The sequence below is a fragment of the Stenotrophomonas sp. 220_Sma genome, assembly GCF_056487375.1.
In genome coordinates this window covers 2,561,989-2,581,229 of the sequence record NZ_CM151348.1, presented here as the reverse complement: position 1 = coordinate 2,581,229, position 19,241 = coordinate 2,561,989, and the positions used below count along the sequence as shown (strand labels likewise).

Here is a 19,241-nt window from a genome sequence, read left to right as displayed (position 1 = left end):
GAAGCTTCCTGGAGATCGTAACGGATGCGCTAGAAATCGTAACGGACGCTGAGGCTATATTGGCGTGGCGGACCATAGAAGCCAATCAGCGTGCCGACCGCCGGGATGTTGTAGCCGGTGGAGCGGTATTCCTTGTCGGCCAGGTTGGTGCCCTGCAGCGAGAAGGTCCACGCATCATCCAGGCGCCAGATGACGCCGGCATTGACCAGCCCGTAACCCTGCTGGCGGATCACCGGGCTGAGATCAGTGGTCGGCCACACTTCGCTCTGGTAGCTGTAGCTCACCCGTGCCGACAGGTTGCTGCCGTTGGCCAGGTCGGTGCGGTATTCCACGTTGAACGCACCGGAGAATTCCGGTGCATTGGTGAACTTCATCTGCCTGGCCACATTGACGCCACGATCCATGTACTCGTCGTACTTGGTATCCAGCCACGCCAGGTTGCCGGAAATCAGCCAGTGCTGGCTGGGCAGGTACTGGTACTCGACTTCCAGGCCTTTGACCGTACCTGCGCCGGCATTGGTGAAATCACCGAAGAAGGAGTCATCGACACCGTCGCCATTGGTATCCAGGCCGGTGAACACCGACAACTGGATGTCCTTGTACTTGTTGTAGAAGGCCGACAGATTGAGGAACAGGCGCTGGTCGAGGAAGGCCATCTTGCTGCCGACCTCGTAGCTGTCCACGGTCTCGTCGTCGAACGGCTCGGCCGAGCGTGGCACGGCCACCGCGTTGGCGCGGATGTTGTAGCCACCGGACTTGAAGCCACGCGTGGCCAGGCCGTAGACCATGATGTCCGGGGTGATCTGGTAGTCCAGCGAGACCTTGGGCGAGACGTTCTTGAAGTTGGTCTTCTTGTCGAAGTCCGCGGTCACCGCCACCGGCCGGCTGAAACCCGGGTCGGCGTACAGGCGGTTCAGCACGATCGCGCGCTTGTCCTCGTCGGTGTAACGGGCGCCTACATCCAGCTTGAGTTTGCTGGTCAGGTCGAAGGTCCAGTCCGCGTACAGCGCGATGCTGTCGGTCAACACCTTGCCCTGGTTGTCGGCGAACTGCGCACTGAAGTAGTTGTTCTGGATCTGGCCGCCCGCCTCGCCACTGAACTGGTACAGGCCGACCACACCGCGCACCCGGCCGCCGGCATCGTAGTTCAATTGCACTTCGTTGCTGACCTGGTCGTCGTGATACGTGCCACCCACGTCGGCCAGCTTGACCGGCGCGGTATCGAAGTCGATGTTGGCCTCGCTGTCCGATTCACGCTTGGCGACCACGTACTTCAGCGCAATGTCCTCGTTCGGCCGCCAGTTCACCGTGGCCGAGGCACCCTTGCTCTCCACGTTGTTGAGGTTGCGCATGCCCGAGCGGATGTCATAGCGGCTGTCCATCGGCGGGTATGCGCGCAGGAACGGATTGGGCGCCAGCATCTTCGAGCCGCGCATGCCGGACTGGTCATCGATCCAGTCCAGTGCGAACTGCACGTCGAAGTCATCGCCCGCGTACGCGCCGACGTTCAGTCGTGCGGCATTGATCTGCTTGTCACTGACCGGCTGGCCGTTGAAGGTGTTCTCGCCAAACCCGTCGTGGTTCATGCTGGCCACCGCCACACGGGCGCGCAGGCCACTGTCGGCGCCGCCAATCGGACCGCCGATGGCCGCCTTCGCATCCAGCTGGCTGTAGTTGCCCACGGTGATCTGGGCGAAGCCCTCGGTCTGGGTGGGCAGGCCGCGCGAGATGTACTTGATCGCGCCGCCGATGGTGTTCTTGCCGTAGAGCGTGCCCTGCGGGCCGCGCAGCACCTCGATGCGCGAGACATCGAACACATCCAGCAGTGCACCCTGCGGACGTGCGATGTAGACGTCATCCAGGTAGATGCCGACGCCCGGGTCCGCGCCCCAGGTGGGGTCGGACTGGCCGATGCCTCGGATGTAGGCGGTGACCGTGCTGCTGGCGCCGCGCGCCGCGTAGATGGTCAGGTTGGGCACCTGCGCATCGAGGTCGCTGATGTCCTGGACATTCATCTTGTCCAGCGCCTCCGAGGTAAATGCGGTGACGGCCACCGGCACTTCCTGCAGGGTTTCCTCACGCTTGCGCGCGGTGACCTTGATGCTGTCCAGGTTGGTCGGCGAAGCGGATCTGCCTGCCGTCGGTGATTCCTGTGCCAGTACCGGTCCCGTGGCCAGCAGCGCGCCGATCATGAGACTCAAACAATTCCGTTTCATTCGGTCCTCCCCCAGGCATGAGCGTGCGGATGGCCCATTGCCACCCCTGCAGCCAAGGCTAGCGGTGTCATGGGCAAGCAGCGAGTGGACCTAGGTCCAGTCGGCAGCGGCCCGTGGATGCGGATACTGGGCGCGCCCCCAACCGGAAGCGGTCCCCGGTACTCCTTCATCCACGACTCACGCACGAGGATCAGGTCATGAAATCCGGAATCGATTCGATCAAGGCGGTACTGCTGGTGTTGTGCAGCTGGCTGGCGATGGCGGGCAGCGCGCTTGCCGCTGGCCCGGCCGGGCATTGGGATATCGGCCTGTACGGCAATCTGTTCGGCGCCCGCGAGTACCAGGTATGGGTGCCGGCCGGCTATGACGACAGCCGGCCGCTGCCGCTGCTGCTGGTGCTGCATGGCTGTGTGACCGGGCCGAACCTGATGGGCGAGGCGTCAGGCTTCAATGATGTGGCCGACACGGAGGGGTTCATCGTGGTCTACCCCCGGCAGAACGTCACCTCCAATCCGGCCCGCTGCTGGAACTGGCAGCTGCCGATCAACCAGGCCCGCGACAGCGGCGAAGCATCGATCCTGGCCGGCATCGTGGACAAGGTGAAAGCGGGCTACAGCGTGGATCCGCACCGGGTCTATGTCACCGGCATTTCCGCGGGCGGCGCGATGACCTCGATCATGCTGGCCTGCTATTCGGATGTGTTCGCTGCCGGCGCCATCCATTCCGGTGGCATGTTCAAGGGTGCGACCACGATTTCCGGTAGCGCCTATGCGTTGCTGGCCGGCAGCATCTATTCGCCGGACAGCAATGGCCGTCTGGCCTGGCAGTGCTCGGGATCGCCGTCGCCGCGACCGCTGCCGGTGCTGGTGTTCCATGGCAGCGCCGATCTCACCGTCAATCCGGTGAACGGCCAGCAGGCCGTGCGCCAGTTCCTGCAGACCAATGATCTGGCCGACGACGGCCTGGACAACGACTCGGTGAAGTACGTGCCGACCAGCACCTATCACGGCCAGGTGCCGGGTGGACGTGCGTATACGGTGGATACCTACGCCTACGGTGGCAGGACGCTGGTGCAGCACTATGTGGTGCAGGGCATGGGCCATGCGTGGAGCGGCAGCCAGTCCGGCCTGCCGTTCACCGACCCGAAGGGGCCGGATGCCACGCTGATCACCTGGTTGTTCCTGAAGGACTACCAGCGCTGAGGGGAAGGACAATCCTTGCCGGTGCGGGAGCCACGCGCTCCCGCATCCGTCAACGTGGCTCCTGCGGCCGCTGATCGTCGGCGTCCGATGCCCGCTGCCGAGTGCCTCGCTCCGCCAGGAAACGCTTGGGCGGCGCACCCACGGTCTTGCGGAACATGGTCACGAACGCTCCGGCACTGTCATAGCCCAGGTGGTCCGCAACGGCCTGCACTGTCCTGCCTTTGGCCAGCAGCGGCAGCGCGACCACAACATGCAGCTGCCTGCGCCAGCGCCTTACGCTTAAACCGGTTTCTCCAGAGAACAGGCGCGACATGTTGCGCTCGCTCATTCCAATCCGGCTCGCCCAGACTTCAAGCGTTGCCCGTTCGGCTGGCGTGTCCAGCATCGCATTGGCCAGCCGGCGCAACCTTGCATCGGATGGCATGGGTAGATGGAGCCACTCCGGTGGCGCAGCAATCAGCTCATCCAGGAACACGGCCATCAGGCGGTCCTGCGCGCTGCCAGGCTCGTAGTGCCCGGGAAGGGCGGATGCCCGCTCCAGCAGGGCCTGCATGAACGGGGTGATCGCCATTGCAGCGCAGTGCGTCGGCAGCCCCGGCACGACACCGGGTTCCACGAACACCACGAACCCGTGCGGCCGCCCACTGCTGCTGGCCCGATGGGACAGGCCACCGGGAATCCAGATCGCACCCTGTGGGGGAACCACCCACAGGCCGGCTGCAGTCTCCAGCATGATCAAGCCGCGCGTGGCAACCAGCAGCTGTGCCTTCCGGTGCGCATGGAAGGGCATCTGCCAGGCATCTGGAATGGGGTCCAGCCCAAGCACCATCACTGGAAGATCGACACGGTCCGGGTAGTCGGGCCCAACCTCGCTCAGCCCTGCAATCGAAATCTCCACGCCGGACCTACGACTCAGAGCTACGCGGGGCAGTACGGCGGCGCTTACTCTTCATCGCTCGCCGATGCCGCTTCGCGCCTGTGCCAGACACAGATCAGGCCCATCAGGACATGGACGATCGGCGCGTCCTTTCCTGTGGTTTCGGTGGTCCGTGGCTGTTCAATCACGCTGACATCCTCTCTTGTTGAGGATGGGAAGCGTATGCGGCAAGCCCGCAGGCGTCATTCGACAGTTCCGCCAGGTGATTCACCAATCCGGCCATATCGACCGCACGACATCGAAGCAGCTGGACAGCCAGGCCTACAAGGCCGGAACCGTGATCCTCTGCAGGTCGAGCTTGGCCCTCAGAGCGTAGTGCTTGCGGGTGACCGGCACGACGCAGGTCAGGCGAGGATCGACATAGTCCTTGAACAGCGGCGGACGCGGGGAAGACAGGTAGAATCCGCGATCCTGCTTGACCGCCGCCGGCAGCAGAACCTCGCTGAGGTCGCTGTCGGAGGCATCGGTGACGAGGCAGGGCGCATGGCTGAACCCGAGCCGGCGCAGCAGGTACAGGCGATGGGAGCCATTGGTCAGCACCATGCGCTTGCCAAACCGGGTGGCGCTGATCAGGTTGTCACTGAAACCCAGATAGATGACGACGGCGTGGCTGGCTGCGCCGAACGGCTCGTAGTCGGCGATGGCAGCCGGATCGAGGGTCGCCACATCGAGGAAGCGCAGGTCGTTCGAGGTGGACGCGAAGGTGTAGCTGCCATCGGACTGGGTGAAGCGCACTTCCGGATGTGCATGGCTGCCGCTGCGCGCGACAAGCTGCATGACCTCCTGCGCGCTGGGCGAGGCGGTCAGGGATGCCGCCAACTGATCGATGTGACGCAGGTTGATGCACTCCTGGAAGATCACCAGTCGATCGATCTCGACCATCTGCCAACTGCGTGGCAGAACACTCGTCATCCGGTGCATCGAGGGTTGTCGCAGCGTCTGCTCAGCCAGCGGCAGCATCTCATCCGCCAACGCATGGACATTGATGGCGTCGGCCTCACCGGCTTCCTCCTGCTGCAGCCTCAGCACCTCGGCACGTGCCGTCCGCCATTCCTCCACCAGCGCAGTCTCGTCGAAGCGTCCCGGGGGGCAACGCTCCCGTACGAAGCGGATGAGCTTCGGCAGGGGAAACATCCCCTTCAGCAGAAGCGTGGGATCCAGGCCGTCGTCTCTGATCTCGCTGCTCATCCCTCTCGCCTCTCGTAGGTCATATCGACAACGGGCCGCTGGCGTCATTCGTCACGCCAAAATAATATGTTATATCGTAACATTAAGGTGCCTTGGCGGCAATCGCCCTGCAATGTCGCGGCGATGGTGGCTTGGCTGCTCCGTATCCAATGCAACGCGATCCAACGCAATGCGCGGGTACATCCACTGACGATAGGAGATGTTCATGAACGAGCTGATTGAGCTGGGTGTAGTGGCAGGACAGCAGAACCCTGAGGATCAGGGCATGGGTGGCGAACTGATCGAGCTGGGCTCGGTGGTTTCGGAAACGAAGGCGCACAACCACGGCACGTTGTGGGATGGCGTGTTCCCGACCACGTCGCCCTGATCTGCCGCGCAATGTCGCATCTGCGGTGCATGCCTTGCATGCACCGCTTCTCCGGTTCCGGCGCAGGAGCGCATGATGGAGCAGGCTGCCGCCCCGTATTTCCTGTCAAAGCACGCCCACGTCTGTGTCACCGGCGATGCGATGGTGATTCTGGACCAGGCCACGGGAAAGTATCTCTCCCTTGAAAAACGCGGCGCCGCAGGCCTTGGCAAGCTCGTTCTCGATTGGCCCCTGCAGTCCGATGACGCAAGCACGCCCAGGCTTCTGCAGGCATTGATCGACCGCCGCCTGATCACCGCGGATCCGCAGCAGGGGAAATCCGCTGCCAGCCCTGCCATTGCGCTGCCTCGGTACTGGGCGCGCGAAGGCGCGCCGCGTGGCCGTCCGCCCATCATGGCGCGCGACCTGCGTCGATTCATCGCCTCGTGCGCCTATGCCGCCTGCAGCAGAACGTTCCTTCCTTTCAGTTCCACGGTGTCGGCCGTGCGCCGTCGGGCGGATCGCGGCCACAGCCGGCCGGTAAGCGCTGAAGAACTGGCCCTGCGGGTGCGGGTGTTCGACTGGCTTCGGCCCCTGGCTTTCAGGAAAACCGATGAGTGCTTTCTCTACTGCCTGGCGATGCGCGGATTCCTGTCGAACTACGGCATCGCTCCGGCCTGGGTGTTCGCGGTCAGAACCCAGCCGTTCGCCGCGCATTGCTGGCTGCAGCACGGCGATCAGGTGTTGACCGACATTCCCTTCAACCTGCGCCGGATGGTTCCCATCCTGGTGCTGTAACGAAACCTGCCATGTACCGATACATCGCCGTGCTCTGGAACACCCACTCGGAATCCGCGACGGCGCAGGCGGAACGCATCGTGGAAAGGATCGGCGCCAGGCTGCCCGGCATCGCCTGCGTGTTGAACGACAACGGCGCGGCGATCCATGTGCAGAGCGACAACCACGGCTATTTCGAATGCAATCGCTCGAACGCGCTGGTGGTACTGGGCAAGCTGTTCGACAAGACGTTCGGCGAAGGCAAAGTGCCTTGCTGCGTGAACCTGGATCCCGCCACAGCGGACGCCGCCTGCAGCAGCCGGGGCCGCAGCATCGTAGAACACTACTGGGGCCGCTACGTGGCGTTCGGCTTCCAGCAGGAAACGTCGAGCTGGTTCGTCCTGCGCGATCCCACTGCGGAGATCCCGTGCTACATGACCACGGTGGGCCAGTTGACGCTGGTCTTCTCCAACATGGAAGACTGCCTGATGCTGGGCCTACGCGATTTCAGCGTTGACTGGTCCTTCCTGTCGTACTCGCTGCTGTACCCGTTTCGTGATGGCCTGCAGACCGGCTTCGAGGAGGTCACGGCGGTCGAAGCGGGCGAAGCGGTTTCAATCCGCAATGGTGAGCAGGTGGGCCGGCACTGCCAGTGGGACGTGGTGCGGCTGGCCCGCGACGCGCCGATCGAAGATCTTCAGCAAGCCGTGTCGCTGGCGCGTTTCACGCTGCTGGGCTGCATCGGTGCACTGGCCAGCCCGCACCGGCGCATCCAGCTGCAGCTGTCAGGCGGGCTGGATTCCTCGATCATCCTGGCCGGCCTGTTGCAGGCGCCGTCGGCACCGGAGGTGACGTGTGTCCACCACTACGATGATGGCATCGGTGCCGACGAACGGCTGTTCGCGCGGATGGCAGTGCAAGGGGCCAGTGATTCCTCGGGCAGGCGTTGCGAATACATCGAGTATCGAAGGCAACCTCACTGCGCGCTGGAAGAGATCATGACCTTCCCGCGTACAGCCCGGCCGGCGCATTGTTCCGGCTATCTTCTCCACCGCCGTGACGTGGCCTTCGACGGTGACACCGTGCAGTTCACCGGCGTTGGCGGTGATGCGGTGTTCCTGCGTTTCAAGGGCAATGCCGCTGCGATCGACTACGCCTGGCGGCGCGGCATCGACCGGGATTTCTTCCGCGTCGCCTTCGAAACCGCGCAGTCCGGCGATTCACTGTACGGGGTGCTGAAGGATGCGATGGTCCATGGTCTGCTCAAGCGGCCAGGCAGCATCAATGGCCGTTGGGGCAAACCCTGCCCATGGGTGCGGGTGGACCGCGCCGAACAGGATGGCCTGCAGCCGGCCTGGTTGCGGCATGCGCAGGCGCAGGGGCATCGCGTATCACCCTACAAGCTGGCCCATATCGGCCGCATGGTGTTTCCGACCAGCGTCCTTGATCCCTTCGAAGGTGCAGGCCACTGGCATGGCGTATCGCCGATCAGTGCGCAGCCGCTTGTCGAACTGTTCGCGCGCATTCCGCTGCACCTGCTCATCGCGGACGCGGAAGACCGCACCATCGCGCGGCGTGCAATGAAAGGCCTGTTGCCGGAGGTGCTGCTGTCGCGGAAGGTGAAATCCTATCTGGATGATCATTCCGTGGCGGTCACCCAGGGGCACCAGCAGTTCATCAGGAATCTGCTGGTTGACGGTATGCTGGCCAGGCGCGGCTATCTCGACAGCGCGCTGGCCGATGCGGGCATCCAGCAGGTCAGCCCGGACCACTCGTCGCAGGTGCTCGGCATCTTCGGCCCGCAGATCAACATCGAAGCGTGGCTGCGGCGCTGGTCCGGCCAGCGTGGCGCGCAGGCGGCCGCCGTGGCCTAGGCGCTGCGGCTCATTTCTTCCAGGTACAGGCTCTCAAGATCGTTCGCGGTGATCGTGCTGGCATCAAGCGTCCTGCGCAGGTGGCCGGCCCGCATCAGGCCGATCGTGGTCGCCACTTCCCGGGCACGGAACAGATCGTGGGTGGCCATCAGGATCGCCGTGCCGCGATCGCGTTCCCGCACGATCAACTCATGGAATTCGGCTGACGCCGTTGGGTCCAGGCCCGAGGTGGGTTCATCCAGCAACAGGGCCCTGGCTTCCTTGACGATGGCCAGTGCGATGCCGACCTTCTGCCGCATGCCCTTGGAATAGAGGCCCACGCGTCGCCCGAATGCGTCGGTCGCCAGACCAGCGGACCTGAGTGCGTCCTTCAACCGCGCTGGCGAGCGTTCCTCGACACCGGCCAGGCGGGCGAAGTAGTCCAGATTCTCGTAGCCGGTCAGCTCGTCGTACAGCGCGACGGTCTCGGGGATGTACAGCAGCCGCCGGCGTACCTCCCGCGGCTGCTGGTGCGCACTGAGACCGTCCACTTCGGCCGCACCGGAGGTGGGTTTCAGAAAGCCAAGAAACAGCTTGATGGTGGTCGACTTGCCGGCGCCGTTGGCGCCCAGCAGGCAGAAGATCTCGCCGGGCTTCACCTCGAAGCTGACGTCATCCAGCGCCCGATGTGCACCGTGTTCCATGACCAGGCTTTTTGCAGACAGCATGTGGACGTCTCCTCAGGGCGTTGCCAGCCGGCTGCGCAATGCACCGGCTGCAAGCAGGACAAGCAGGGTGGCAATGATCAGTGCGGTGAGATCGGCCAGGACACCACGTTGGGCGACGCCGGCTGTTTCGTGGAACTGGAAGCGGGGCAGGGTGTCGTACTCTTCGAAGGTCTGCGGCGCGTCACGATCCAGATAGGCCTTGTGCAACAGCCGCCGCGCCTGCCAGAAGGAGTGGACCTGCCCCTGGAAGTCGAGCGCGCGGTCGGCATCCGAGCCTGCGATGCGGTCGAGCGCGTCCTGTGTCGCGACGGCCGGCAGCAGCAGCCGCACCTTGTCCAGAACCTGGCGATGTGCGACCTCGGCCTGCGCATGCGAGGCGATCAGGCGTTCCAGTTCCCGGTCAGCTGCAACCCGATCGGCGTAGGCTTGGCGCACAGTGTCGGAGATGACGGGGGACGGCGAATTCACTGGCGCCGACCTCGCATGCTCGCGCTGCTGGCGCGTGGCGATATCGGACTGCATCGCTTTCACTTCGGTGGCGAACTGCATCTGTGACGGCGGCGGCGCGATCAGGTTCACCGTGGCCAGCGCCAGCGACGGCGCCATGACCACGATCAGCAGCCACAGCGCGCCGGCGGCGATGGCCGCCTCGGTGGTGCGCCGGGCAAGGCAGCCGATCAGCAGTGCAAGGGCCAGCCAGAACGCGCCGTACAGGAGGACGGTCAGGGCCAGCATGGCCAGGCCCGCAGGACTGCGCGCGCCGGCCCCGATCGTCACCGCCAGGAGGATGGCCAGTGCGGGCAGCAGCACCATCAGGCCACGGGCCAGCACCTTGACCACCAGCAGACGCGTTGCCGACACCGGCTGTGACAGCACCAGCGCTGCGATGCCGCGCTCGCGCTCACGTGACCACAGATCGTGGGTGGCCACGAGAATGACCAGCGGCAGCAGGAAGACGATGACGAAGGCGAGGTCGAACCGTCCCGCAACCCGTGCCGCTGGATTGCCGATGTCGGCCCAGACGTGCTTGAGCAGCAGGGTCGGATCGCCCAGCGCGACCACATCGGCGGTGTAGGGGTAGGCGTCTGCCTGGCCGATCGACAGCGTTGCCATGGCGGCGGGCGCCAGCACCGGCTGGGCGCGGGGCAGCACCGAGGGCGCCTTGCCGACGAATGCCCGGCTGCGTTCCTTCGTCTGTTGTTCTTCCTGCTTGATCAGGGCGATGGCCGCCTCGCGCTGGTCCACCCACGCGCGGCCGTTCCACGCGGCGTAGGCACCCAGCCCGAGCAGCAGGACAAGCAGCACCGGCAGCGCTCGATCGCGCAGCAATCGGCGGATCTCATAGCGGGCAATCGACACAACGTTCATGGCGATCTCCCCAGCTTCCGTGCGGAGATGAGCACCACCACGCAACCCAGCATCAGCCAGGCCAGCAGAATGACGAGATTTCCGCGCTGCGCGGTAGCGGTACCGGCCAGGGTCTGTTGCGGCGGCCGGTAGTGCACTGAACGGGTGATGCCGGCGATGTCGGCCACGTGCTTCCCGCCTTGTGGTGCCTTGTGCAGTTTCACTTCCTGGTTGAGTGCCTGGATCAACCGATAACGGTAGTCCTCCACGCCGCGCAGGAACGCCAGATGCGCCGGGAAATCCGTGCCGGCGAAGGCGCGCGACCAGGACTGCAGCGCCAGCGTCGGCGAGGCAAGGCCAAACAGGCGCTGGGTGGCGTCCTGCTGCTGGTAGGTGGCATGCAGGCGATCGAAATGGCGGTTGTAGACGCGCGTCGAGTTGGCCTCGGCAAACTCCAGCGCCACGCCGCGGAAGTTCAGCGGCAGGTCGTCAACGCTGTCGACCCGGTAGCGTGCCATCAACGCCGCCCGCAAGGCATCAAGTCGTTTGTCGGCCGGGTCATGGCCATCCGCGCCGTTCTCCGCTTCTTCGGTCACGCCGGTCCTGAACGCCGGTGCCGAAGGGGTCGGGTACAGGGATTCGGCAACCGCAGGCGCCACCCTCGGCAGCAGCAGCGTGGACACCACCCAGAAGCCGAGCAGCACGACCAGTGACGTCCGTGCCGAGCCGGCAAGTGCCGACACCCCCACGGTAAGTGCACAGAACACCAGCAGATAGAGCAGGTAGGCGGCCGCCAGTGCGAGCAGGGCGGCAAGATCCGTGGCGTCGCCGTACTGGATGGACAGGCCCGGAAGACTGATCAGCAGCATGGCCATCACCAGCAGCAGCGAGGCGGCCGCCAGGGCAATCAAGCGTCCACAGATCAGCACGCCGGCCGAGGCGCCGGTACCGAGTTCCTGGCGCAGCGTCTCGCGGGCCACATCGCCGGACAGTGTGGCGAACCCGGCCAGGATGATCAGCAGCGGCGCCACCACCTGCAGCGCCCACGCCGCAGAGAAACCCTCGAAGCGGCTGAGTGCGGTGCCACCATCCACGGCACGGTGCCGGGCCGGGTTCTGCGCGTGGCCTTCGATGAACACCGAGGTTCCCAGGTAGTCCGTCAGCCCCGGGTCCAGTGCAGCCAGTGGCCGCACAGGGGCAGCAATGGCACGCCCCACATGTGCGGCGCTATGCGGGTCGATTGTGCCCTGGCTGTCCCAGAGCCGCGCCTCTTCCTCGCTCATTGCCTGGCGCTCCTGTGCCTGCAGGGTCAGGCGTGCAGCACCACTGAGCACCGATGCTCCCGCAATCAGCAACAGGGCAAGGGCGAGCCATAGCACGCGCCGCTCGCGCCACATCAACGTGAGCTGGGTTGCCGCAACAGCAAACGCCTGCTGGATGGCCATGACGGACCGGGACAGGGCAGGGGCTTCGGCGCGCATGGCGGCTTACCAGCGGTGCGTCAGCGTCATGGACAGGAAGCGACCCAGCGCTGTTGCATTGGTGGGGTCATAGCCGGTGTTGATGCTGTTGACGATGAACGGCGGATCACGGTCGAACAGGTTCTGCACGTTGAACGCAAGCGATGTGCCACGCTGCGGGTCCGCCGATGCACCGAAGTGGTAGGCGAGGTTCAGATCTACGGTCGTCCAGGAGCTGACGTGGGGCCGGGCGACATTGGCGGGGTCGCGATAACTGTCCACGTAGTTCACGAAGATCCCCGCCGCGGCCTGCTGCCGGCTGAGCGCGATGCCGCCGCGCATCTTGAGGTCCACCGGGTAGTACACCGAATTCACCGCATCCACCTCGGGCGACGTGCTGGTCACGCGCCGCTTCGACTCGATGATGTACTGCCCGGCCAGGTTCAGCCCGATGTGGGTCTGGCCGGCATCGAAGCCATAGGATCCGCTGAAGTCGACACCACGCTGCCGGGTGAAGGCGTTGTTGCGGAAGCGGTTGTCGAGGATCACCTGGCTGTTGGTTTCGTCCATGCCTGGCGGCAACGCATACGGCCCCACGCGCGAGACGAACAGTCCCAGGCCAGACACGCCCAGCTGGCGTGCCTGCTGGATCTGCTGCTGCGTGGGATTGGTGGTCAGGATGTCTGCGTAAGGTGCGGTGGACTGCAGGAACAGCGACGGGAAGCTGCCGCCGAAGCCGCTGCCGATACGGTCGGCGTATTCGACGTGGTAGTAGTTCGCATCGATCTTGAGCCCCGGCAGCGACGGCGGCGCGAACGAGAAACCGCCGGTCCAGGTCTTGGCCCGTTCGGGGCCCAGATCGGGATTGCCATTGGAGAGCATCATCAGGATGGTGTTGCCATTGGCTGCACTCGGGTTGGGCACGTTCGCCACCACCACGGTGTTGTTCAACTGCATGTCCTGGTACACCGGCGCCCGGTAGGAACGACCATAGCTGGTACGGAACGAAAGCCCCTGGGTCGCCTCCCACAGCAGGCCGAGCTTGGGATTCAGCGTGGAACCGAAATCGCTGTAATCGTCATAGCGCGCTGCCGCAGTGAAGGACAGGCTGCGCACGCCCGGCATGTCCTTCAGCAGCGGGATGTTGAGCTCGCCGAAGGCGGACCTGATCGTTCGATGCAGGTCGAATGGCTTTTCCAGGCCGCGGTGATCGATCAGTTCATAGCCATCGCGGTGATAGCCCGCGCCGAATGCCGCGCGAACCCCACCGGCGGGCAGGCTGAACAGCTCACCGTCGGCGACCAGGTCCAGGTAGCGCGATTCGGAGTTCGTATCGGTCGGTGGCGCCGTACTGGCCGAACTGCCGGTGATGGTGGTGCGCTGATAGGACACATCGCTCCTGCCGAACCCGGAATTCAGGCGCGCCTGCCACCCGCGTGGAAGATCCAGGGTGAGTCCCGCGAACAGGTCGAACTGGCGCGTGTGCGGGAACAACCGGGTTTCGTCGGCCGTGCCGGAAATGGTGGTGTCCATCTCGCGCTTGGCGAACGAGCCGGTCACGTTCAGGGTCAGCACATCGCTGAGCTGCTGCACGCCGTCCACGTACAGGCTGTGGCGCTTCGAACCGGGGTAGAGGTCGTACGGCTTGACCCGCACGTTCTTCGAGAAATCCTTGTCCACCGCCGGCAGGTTGCTCTGCTTCAGGAACTCGTAGCTGGCCAGCACATGGCCACCATCCCACGACCAGCCTGCCGACTGCGAGGCCTGGTATTCCTCCATGCCGCCGGTGGTCACGGCGCCGTAACGCACAGCGGTCTCATACCCGGTGAAGTCGCGGCGCAGGATGATGTTGACCACACCGCCGACCGCATCGGTGCCATAGATGGCCGAGGCACCGTCGGTGAGGATCTCCACACGTTCCACCGCACTCAGCGATATCAGCGAGACATCCACGTACTGGTAGCGGTTCGACGAGGTCACGCGGTGGCCGTTGATCAGGGTCAACGTGGTGCCGGTTCCCAGACCGCGCAGGTTGATGGCGGTGCCCTGGCCGAAGTTGTTGCCGGTATCGCGGTCGACGCCAAGGTTGGCGACGTTGGCACCATTGGCGCCACCGCCGAAGTTCTGCGGCAGTTTCTCGAACAGCTGCTGCACGGTGGCCACGCCGGTGCGGTCGATGGCCTCCTTGTCGATCACGATGATCGGGGAGGCGCCGCCGCCAATGGCATCGCGGATGTTGCTGCCGACCACCAGCACCTTGTCCAGGGTCGCAGTCGGTGCCTCGGGCGCTGCGCCTGCGGCCCGCGAACGCCGGGCATCGCCGGGGTTCTGGGCGATCGCAGGCACGCTGGCCAACAGTGCAGCGGCAATGCTGAGGGCCATGAGCGCGCGTGGCATGGCAGCGGATACGTTCGTCATTCCCCGGTCCATCGATCCCATCCGAAAGTGGCCTGCGACGTGGCTACGTCGCTCCTGAATAGATATGTTATAGCATATCATTCTGGGGTTGAGTCCACGCCGGAACCAGGCCGATGAAGAAGACTGCTGTTCCGCCGCCCGTCGCTGAAATCCTGGGCACGTACTGGAAGGCTGACCGCAGGCTGCTGCTGCTCATCGCCGGCAGTGTCGTGCTGTCCAGCCTGGCCAATGTTGCGGCGCCCTATCTTTTCTCACGCCTGATCGACCGTCTGCCCATCGACGGGGTCGGCGCTCTCGCGGGCGGCTTCCTGCTGTATGCGGTCATGCTTGGCGCTGGCAGCGCCCTGCAGAACACCGTGCAGTACCTGTCGTTCCTCAGCGGCGAGAATCTTGGCTTCATCACCAGTACCCGCTACTTCGCCCGTCTGCTGAAGAAGACCAACAGCTTCTTCCTGGAGTACAACGCCGCCGAGCTGCAGGTTGCAGGGGAGAAAGGCCGTGGCGCGCTGAAGATCGTGGTGCAGCTGGGGCTGGTGGCCTTCATTCCCAGTGCGCTGCAGATCCTGCTGACGCTGATAACGCTGGGTGCGTTGATCAACCTGCAGGTGGTGGCCATCGTGCTGGCCTACGGCACGGTAGCCGTCACGCTTTCCGCCATCGCTACCCGGCGCGCACGCATCCATCGCGAAGCTGCGGTCGAGGCCGGCCAGCAGAACGCGCGCTTCGTCGGCAATGCCATGAATGCCATGGAGACGCTGCGCCAGTTCGGCGGCAGCGCCTGGATGGTGCAGCGCTTCGAGCAGAAGGCCCAGGAGGTGCGCGACAGCTGGCGCGCCTACGTACTGCAGCGGATCGGCTTCATTGCGCTGCTGGGCATCGGCCTGGCGGTCGAGTTCATCGTTACCTTCCATCTGTTGCTGCCGCGCTACCAGAGTGGCGGTCTGAGCGTCGGCGACATCGTCCTCTTCAATCTGCTGCTGCTCCAGCTCAACATGCCGTTCGAGATGATCGCCCGTTCGATCGATGACGTCGCGCGCTCGTGGAGCATGCTGGCTCCGCTTTCCACCTTGTGGGCGGCGCCCGAGGAGCAGCAGGTGGCCGATGCCCAGCGCTTTGCGGGTGAAAGCGGCCGGCTGGCGTTCGAGCGGGTCAGCCACCGCTATGGCAACGGTCGCGGGGTAAGCGATGTGTCCTTCGAGGCCGAACGTGGCGGCATCAATTTCCTGATCGGGCCGACCGGGGCAGGGAAGTCGACGCTGTTCAAGCTCGCCCTGAAATCGATCGATCCCCAGCGTGGCCGGATCCTGGTCGATGGCCTTGACCTGTCCCGGATCGACCGTGCGGCCTGGCATGCCGCTGTCGCGGTGGTTCCGCAGGATGTCATCCTGCTCAACGAAAGCCTGGCCGACAACATCCTGTTGGGGCGCGCACGCGATGATGATCGGCTGCAGCGTGCCGCACGCAAGGCTGCGATCCTGCCGTTGATCGAGGCGCTGCCTGAGGGCCTTGAAACCACCGTGGGCGAGCGGGGCCTGAAGTTGTCCGGTGGGGAACGCCAACGCATCGCGATTGCCCGTGCACTGTATGGCGAGCCGACGATCCTGTTCCTGGACGAGGCAAGCTCCGCGCTGGATGAGGCCACTGAACGCGAGATCATGGACCATATCCGCGCACTGGCGAACGATGTAACCGTGGTGGCCATCACCCATCGGCGAGGCATCGTGAGCCCGACTGACCGGGTGATTGATCTCGGGGGCGATGCTTAGGGCCAGGAGGCGCTCCGCAGCCAGCGTGTTCGTCTCGACAATCGGCTATCGTGAGCGCTCTTTCCTGATCGCCCTTCAAGCGCCAACGCATGGAAGCCACTTCGATGACCGTTCGAAACAGACGTTGGTTTCATGCCTTCGTCGTGTCCGTCGTACTCCTTGGTGCCGGATGCACGGGCGGGAAGGCGCCATCGAAGGAACCGGGGGCAGAGATCGACGAGGTTGCGCAGACCCTGATCGAGCAGCCCTTGCTGCACTCGGCCTCCATTGGCGTGGTGTACCGGGGCAGGACCTTCATCCGCCATCGCGGCGATATGGTGGCCGGTACAGCCGGCGCGCCGACCGATGCCACGCTTTATGAGATCGGCTCACTGAGCAAGACGCTGGCCGGCACCTTGATGGCCAATGCGGTGCTGGAAGGCAGGGTGGGCCTGGAGGATGACGTTCGCACGTACCTGCAGGGCGACTATCCCAACCTGCAGTACCAGGGCCAACCCATCCGCGTCCGCCACCTGCTGTCGCACACCAGTGGCCTGCCGAACATGCTGCCGGAGCGCGCGAACACGGTACTGGAGGACTTTACCGATCACCGCACGCCGGGCGAGCTCAATGCGCTCTACGCGCACTACGGCAAGACGGATTTCCTCCGGGACCTGCACGCCGTACAGATTCGGCGGATGCCAGGGAAGGAGTACGCCTACTCCAGCGCAGGGACCGAGCTGGCGGCGCATGTTCTGGAGGTGGCCTACAAGACCGACTACGCGTCACTGCTGCGTGGCTTCTTCAGCGACTCCGCGGCGATGACCGGCCTCCGGATCAGGTTGGATGATGCCGAAGCGCCGCGGTTGGCGGCCGGCTATCACAGCGACAATCCCGTACCGACCACGCCGATGCCACAGTTGCCATGGGGCGCTTCCGGCAACGTCAAAGCAACCGTCCCGGACATGGTGAAGTACCTTCAGTTCCAACTGGCCAATGGGCCGGTGGTAAAGCAATCGCATCGCGCCCTGGCCAGATTCGACGACGAGTTCAGCATCGGCTACTTCTGGAACATCGTCGCCGGCGATCGCCAGAAGGGCGTCTACTATGCCCATCACGGTGGCGTACCGCGCTCACAGTGCTACATCTACATCATGCCCGAGCACGATCTGGGCATCTTCGTGATCACCAACCAGAGTGGCGACCAGACCGCGCATGCCATGGAAGCGGCGATCGATGCCCTGGTCGGGAAGATTGCTGCAGGCAAGACCCCATAGTCCGGGTGGCGCCCGGCAGCCCCCGGCTAGAGCAGCAACAGTGCCCCGATCAGCGCAGGCGGCATCACCAGCGCGCCGACGCGCAGGAAGTCGAGCGCGCTGACATGCTCGCCCTCGCGGCGCAGCGCCACCAGCCACAGCATCGTGGCCAACGAGCCGGTCACCGACAGGTTGGGGCCCAGGTCCACGCCGACCAGCAATGCGGCGCGGGTCTGTGCCGGCAGGTCGGCCATCTGGCCCAGCGAGCCAGCGGCCAAGCCGACCGGCAGATTGTTGGCCACGTTGCTCAGCAACGCCGCCGCGCCACCGGCCAGCCAGCTGGCCTGGTGTGGCGATGCCTGCGCTACGGCCTGCAGCGCGCTGGCCGCCGCCTGGATGACACCGGTCTGGGCCACCGCTTCCACCAGCACGAACAGGCCGGCCACCAGCGGCAGTACGCCCCATGACACATGGCGCAGCAGCGGCAACGGACTGCGCCGCTGGCGCATCGCCACCACTGCCGCGCTCAGCGTGCCTGCACAGAACGTGGCCAGGCCGAGCGGGCCGTTCAGTGCGGAGGTCACCAGCAGCACGGTGCCGGTGAACAACACGCCCAGCGCGCTCAGCCGGCCGCCTTCGGTCAGCGGGCGATGCGCCGGCGCCGCCACCAGCGGCTGCGCGATCTCGCGCCGATGCACCCAGCGCAGCACCAGATAGGTGGCGCCGATCGCGGCCAGCGACGGCAGCGCGAACTGTGCCAGCCACTGCATCAGGGGCGGCATGTGCTGGCCGTACACCACCAGGTTGGCCGGGTTGGAAATGGGCAGCACGAAGCTGGCCGCATTGGCGATGAACGCACAGACGAACAGATAGGGCAGGGGGTTGGCACGGGCGGCCTTGCAGGCGGCGTAGACCGCCGGGGTCAACACCACCGCCGTGGCATCGTTGGAAAGGAACACAGTCACCAGCGTGCCGACCAGGAACACCAGGTCGAACAGGCGTCGTCCCGAACCACCCGCATGGCGGACCGCGTACAACGCCAGCCAGTCGAACAGGCCTTCGCGCCGGGCCAGCTCGGCCAGCACCATCATGCCGACCAGGAACAGATAGACATCGCGGCCCTCGGCCACCGCGTGCAAGGTCGTGCCGAACGACACCGCTCCCAGCAGTGGAAGCAGAAGGGCAGCCCCCAGTGCCCACACATATTCCGGAATGCGGAACGGCCGGAACAGCAGGCCGACGGTGGCAACGGCCACGGCCGCCCAGATGAGGAAAGAGGAGTAGGAAACGAGCATCGGGCGGGGTGTCTCAGCGGCGCCGACGCGTACCTCGCAGGAGCGCGCCCGCTGCAATCACGGCAGTTCGGGGAAGGCGGCATCATACTCCGTGAGCCGCGCCCGAGCTGTGGAGCCCAGCCCATGCTCGTCTGCTTGCCGCATGCCCCCGGCACCCACGCTCCGCGAACGTTTTCTTCGGGCGCTCTTCACCGTCGCTCCGCTTAGAGTGAAGGCCACTCAAAGTGTCACGCATGGAATCAACGATGTCCGAATACCGGGACTGGATCTTCAATGCCAACGGCCGAACCCTGGTAGCCCGGGTGGAGCTGGATGGCGACGGCGGCGGCACCATCAACCGCTACCAGTTGACTCCGGGTCCCGCGCAGTCCGGGCTGTGCATCAAGGTAGCCTCGCAGGCCGAAGCCGCAAAGAAACTCGAAACCGAGGTGGAGAAGCTGCTCGGCCCAGAGTGGTGAGAGGGCTTCGCTACG

General features: G+C 64.9%; 15 protein-coding genes. 7 read left to right on the top strand and 8 right to left on the bottom strand.

The annotated features are described in order from the left end of the window. Positions 1-29 precede the first annotated feature (29 nt). Positions 30-2,216 (bottom strand): TonB-dependent receptor, encoded by a 2,187-nt coding sequence (locus ACZLIB_RS12100; RefSeq protein WP_478467701.1) that lies wholly within the window; start codon positions 2,214-2,216, stop codon positions 30-32. 197 nt (positions 2,217-2,413) lie between these two features. On the opposite strand from ACZLIB_RS12100, the gene ACZLIB_RS12095 reads away from it, so the two are divergent. Beyond that, positions 2,414-3,418 carry an extracellular catalytic domain type 1 short-chain-length polyhydroxyalkanoate depolymerase gene (locus tag ACZLIB_RS12095; RefSeq protein ID WP_478467699.1) on the top strand — a complete coding sequence of 335 codons (1,005 nt, stop codon included), beginning with the start codon at positions 2,414-2,416 and terminating at the stop codon, positions 3,416-3,418. A gap of 49 nt (positions 3,419-3,467) precedes the next feature. Here the strand turns inward: ACZLIB_RS12095 and ACZLIB_RS12090 are convergent, their stop codons facing one another. Both ACZLIB_RS12090 and ACZLIB_RS12085 read right to left on the bottom strand, forming a co-directional pair. Continuing rightward, positions 3,468-3,989 carry a helix-turn-helix domain-containing protein gene (locus tag ACZLIB_RS12090; protein WP_478467697.1) on the bottom strand — a complete coding sequence of 174 codons (522 nt, stop codon included), beginning with the start codon at positions 3,987-3,989 and terminating at the stop codon, positions 3,468-3,470. A gap of 627 nt (positions 3,990-4,616) precedes the next feature. Continuing rightward, positions 4,617-5,543: a hypothetical protein gene (locus tag ACZLIB_RS12085; RefSeq protein WP_478467695.1), complete on the bottom strand. Its 927-nt coding sequence runs from the start codon at positions 5,541-5,543 to the stop codon at positions 4,617-4,619. A 205-nt stretch (positions 5,544-5,748) separates the two neighbouring features. Here ACZLIB_RS12085 and ACZLIB_RS12080 point away from each other — a divergent pair, with 205 nt between their 5' ends. From ACZLIB_RS12080 to ACZLIB_RS12070, 3 genes are all read left to right on the top strand, one after another. Continuing rightward, positions 5,749-5,910, top strand: a complete 162-nt coding sequence (locus ACZLIB_RS12080) for a hypothetical protein (protein WP_162292259.1) — start codon at positions 5,749-5,751, stop codon at positions 5,908-5,910. A gap of 75 nt (positions 5,911-5,985) precedes the next feature. Continuing rightward, positions 5,986-6,687 (top strand): lasso peptide biosynthesis B2 protein, encoded by a 702-nt coding sequence (locus ACZLIB_RS12075; RefSeq protein WP_478467693.1) that lies wholly within the window; start codon positions 5,986-5,988, stop codon positions 6,685-6,687. Positions 6,688-6,698: 11 nt separating this feature from the next. Next, positions 6,699-8,540, top strand: coding sequence for an asparagine synthase-related protein (locus ACZLIB_RS12070; RefSeq protein ID WP_478467692.1), 1,842 nt, complete (start codon positions 6,699-6,701; stop codon positions 8,538-8,540). Here the strand turns inward: ACZLIB_RS12070 and ACZLIB_RS12065 are convergent. Genes ACZLIB_RS12065 through ACZLIB_RS12050 form a run of 4 tightly spaced genes read right to left on the bottom strand, consistent with a single transcriptional unit; the run spans position 8,537 to position 14,472 of the window. Further along, positions 8,537-9,247, bottom strand: a complete 711-nt coding sequence (locus ACZLIB_RS12065) for an ABC transporter ATP-binding protein (protein ID WP_478467691.1) — start codon at positions 9,245-9,247, stop codon at positions 8,537-8,539. The two genes, ACZLIB_RS12070 and ACZLIB_RS12065, sit on opposite strands and share 4 nt — an antisense overlap. 12 nt (positions 9,248-9,259) lie before the next feature. Continuing rightward, a complete protein-coding gene (locus tag ACZLIB_RS12060) occupies positions 9,260-10,615 on the bottom strand; it encodes an ABC transporter permease subunit (RefSeq protein ID WP_478467690.1) in 1,356 nt (451 codons plus the stop codon). Beyond that, the gene (locus ACZLIB_RS12055; protein ID WP_478467688.1) at positions 10,612-12,075 is read right to left on the bottom strand and encodes a DUF3526 domain-containing protein; all 1,464 of its coding nucleotides are present in this window, start codon (positions 12,073-12,075) and stop codon (positions 10,612-10,614) included. The genes ACZLIB_RS12060 and ACZLIB_RS12055 overlap by 4 nt, the downstream gene beginning before the upstream one ends. 6 nt (positions 12,076-12,081) lie before the next feature. Next, entirely contained in the window at positions 12,082-14,472 is a 2,391-nt protein-coding gene (locus tag ACZLIB_RS12050; RefSeq protein ID WP_478467687.1) for a TonB-dependent receptor plug domain-containing protein, read from the bottom strand. 113 nt (positions 14,473-14,585) lie between these two features. On the opposite strand from ACZLIB_RS12050, the gene ACZLIB_RS12045 reads away from it, so the two are divergent. Further along, positions 14,586-16,238 carry an ABC transporter ATP-binding protein gene (locus ACZLIB_RS12045; RefSeq protein WP_478467686.1) on the top strand — a complete coding sequence of 551 codons (1,653 nt, stop codon included), beginning with the start codon at positions 14,586-14,588 and terminating at the stop codon, positions 16,236-16,238. 104 nt (positions 16,239-16,342) lie between these two features. Next, the gene (locus ACZLIB_RS12040) at positions 16,343-17,494 is read left to right on the top strand and encodes a serine hydrolase domain-containing protein (protein ID WP_478467685.1); all 1,152 of its coding nucleotides are present in this window, start codon (positions 16,343-16,345) and stop codon (positions 17,492-17,494) included. A 26-nt stretch (positions 17,495-17,520) separates the two neighbouring features. On the opposite strand, the gene ACZLIB_RS12035 is transcribed toward ACZLIB_RS12040, so the two are convergent. Beyond that, positions 17,521-18,768 (bottom strand): arsenic transporter, encoded by a 1,248-nt coding sequence (locus ACZLIB_RS12035; protein WP_478467684.1) that lies wholly within the window; start codon positions 18,766-18,768, stop codon positions 17,521-17,523. Between the two features lie 245 nt (positions 18,769-19,013). On the opposite strand from ACZLIB_RS12035, the gene ACZLIB_RS12030 reads away from it, so the two are divergent. After that, the gene (locus tag ACZLIB_RS12030) at positions 19,014-19,226 is read left to right on the top strand and encodes a hypothetical protein (RefSeq protein ID WP_012511105.1); all 213 of its coding nucleotides are present in this window, start codon (positions 19,014-19,016) and stop codon (positions 19,224-19,226) included. Positions 19,227-19,241 lie beyond the last annotated feature (15 nt).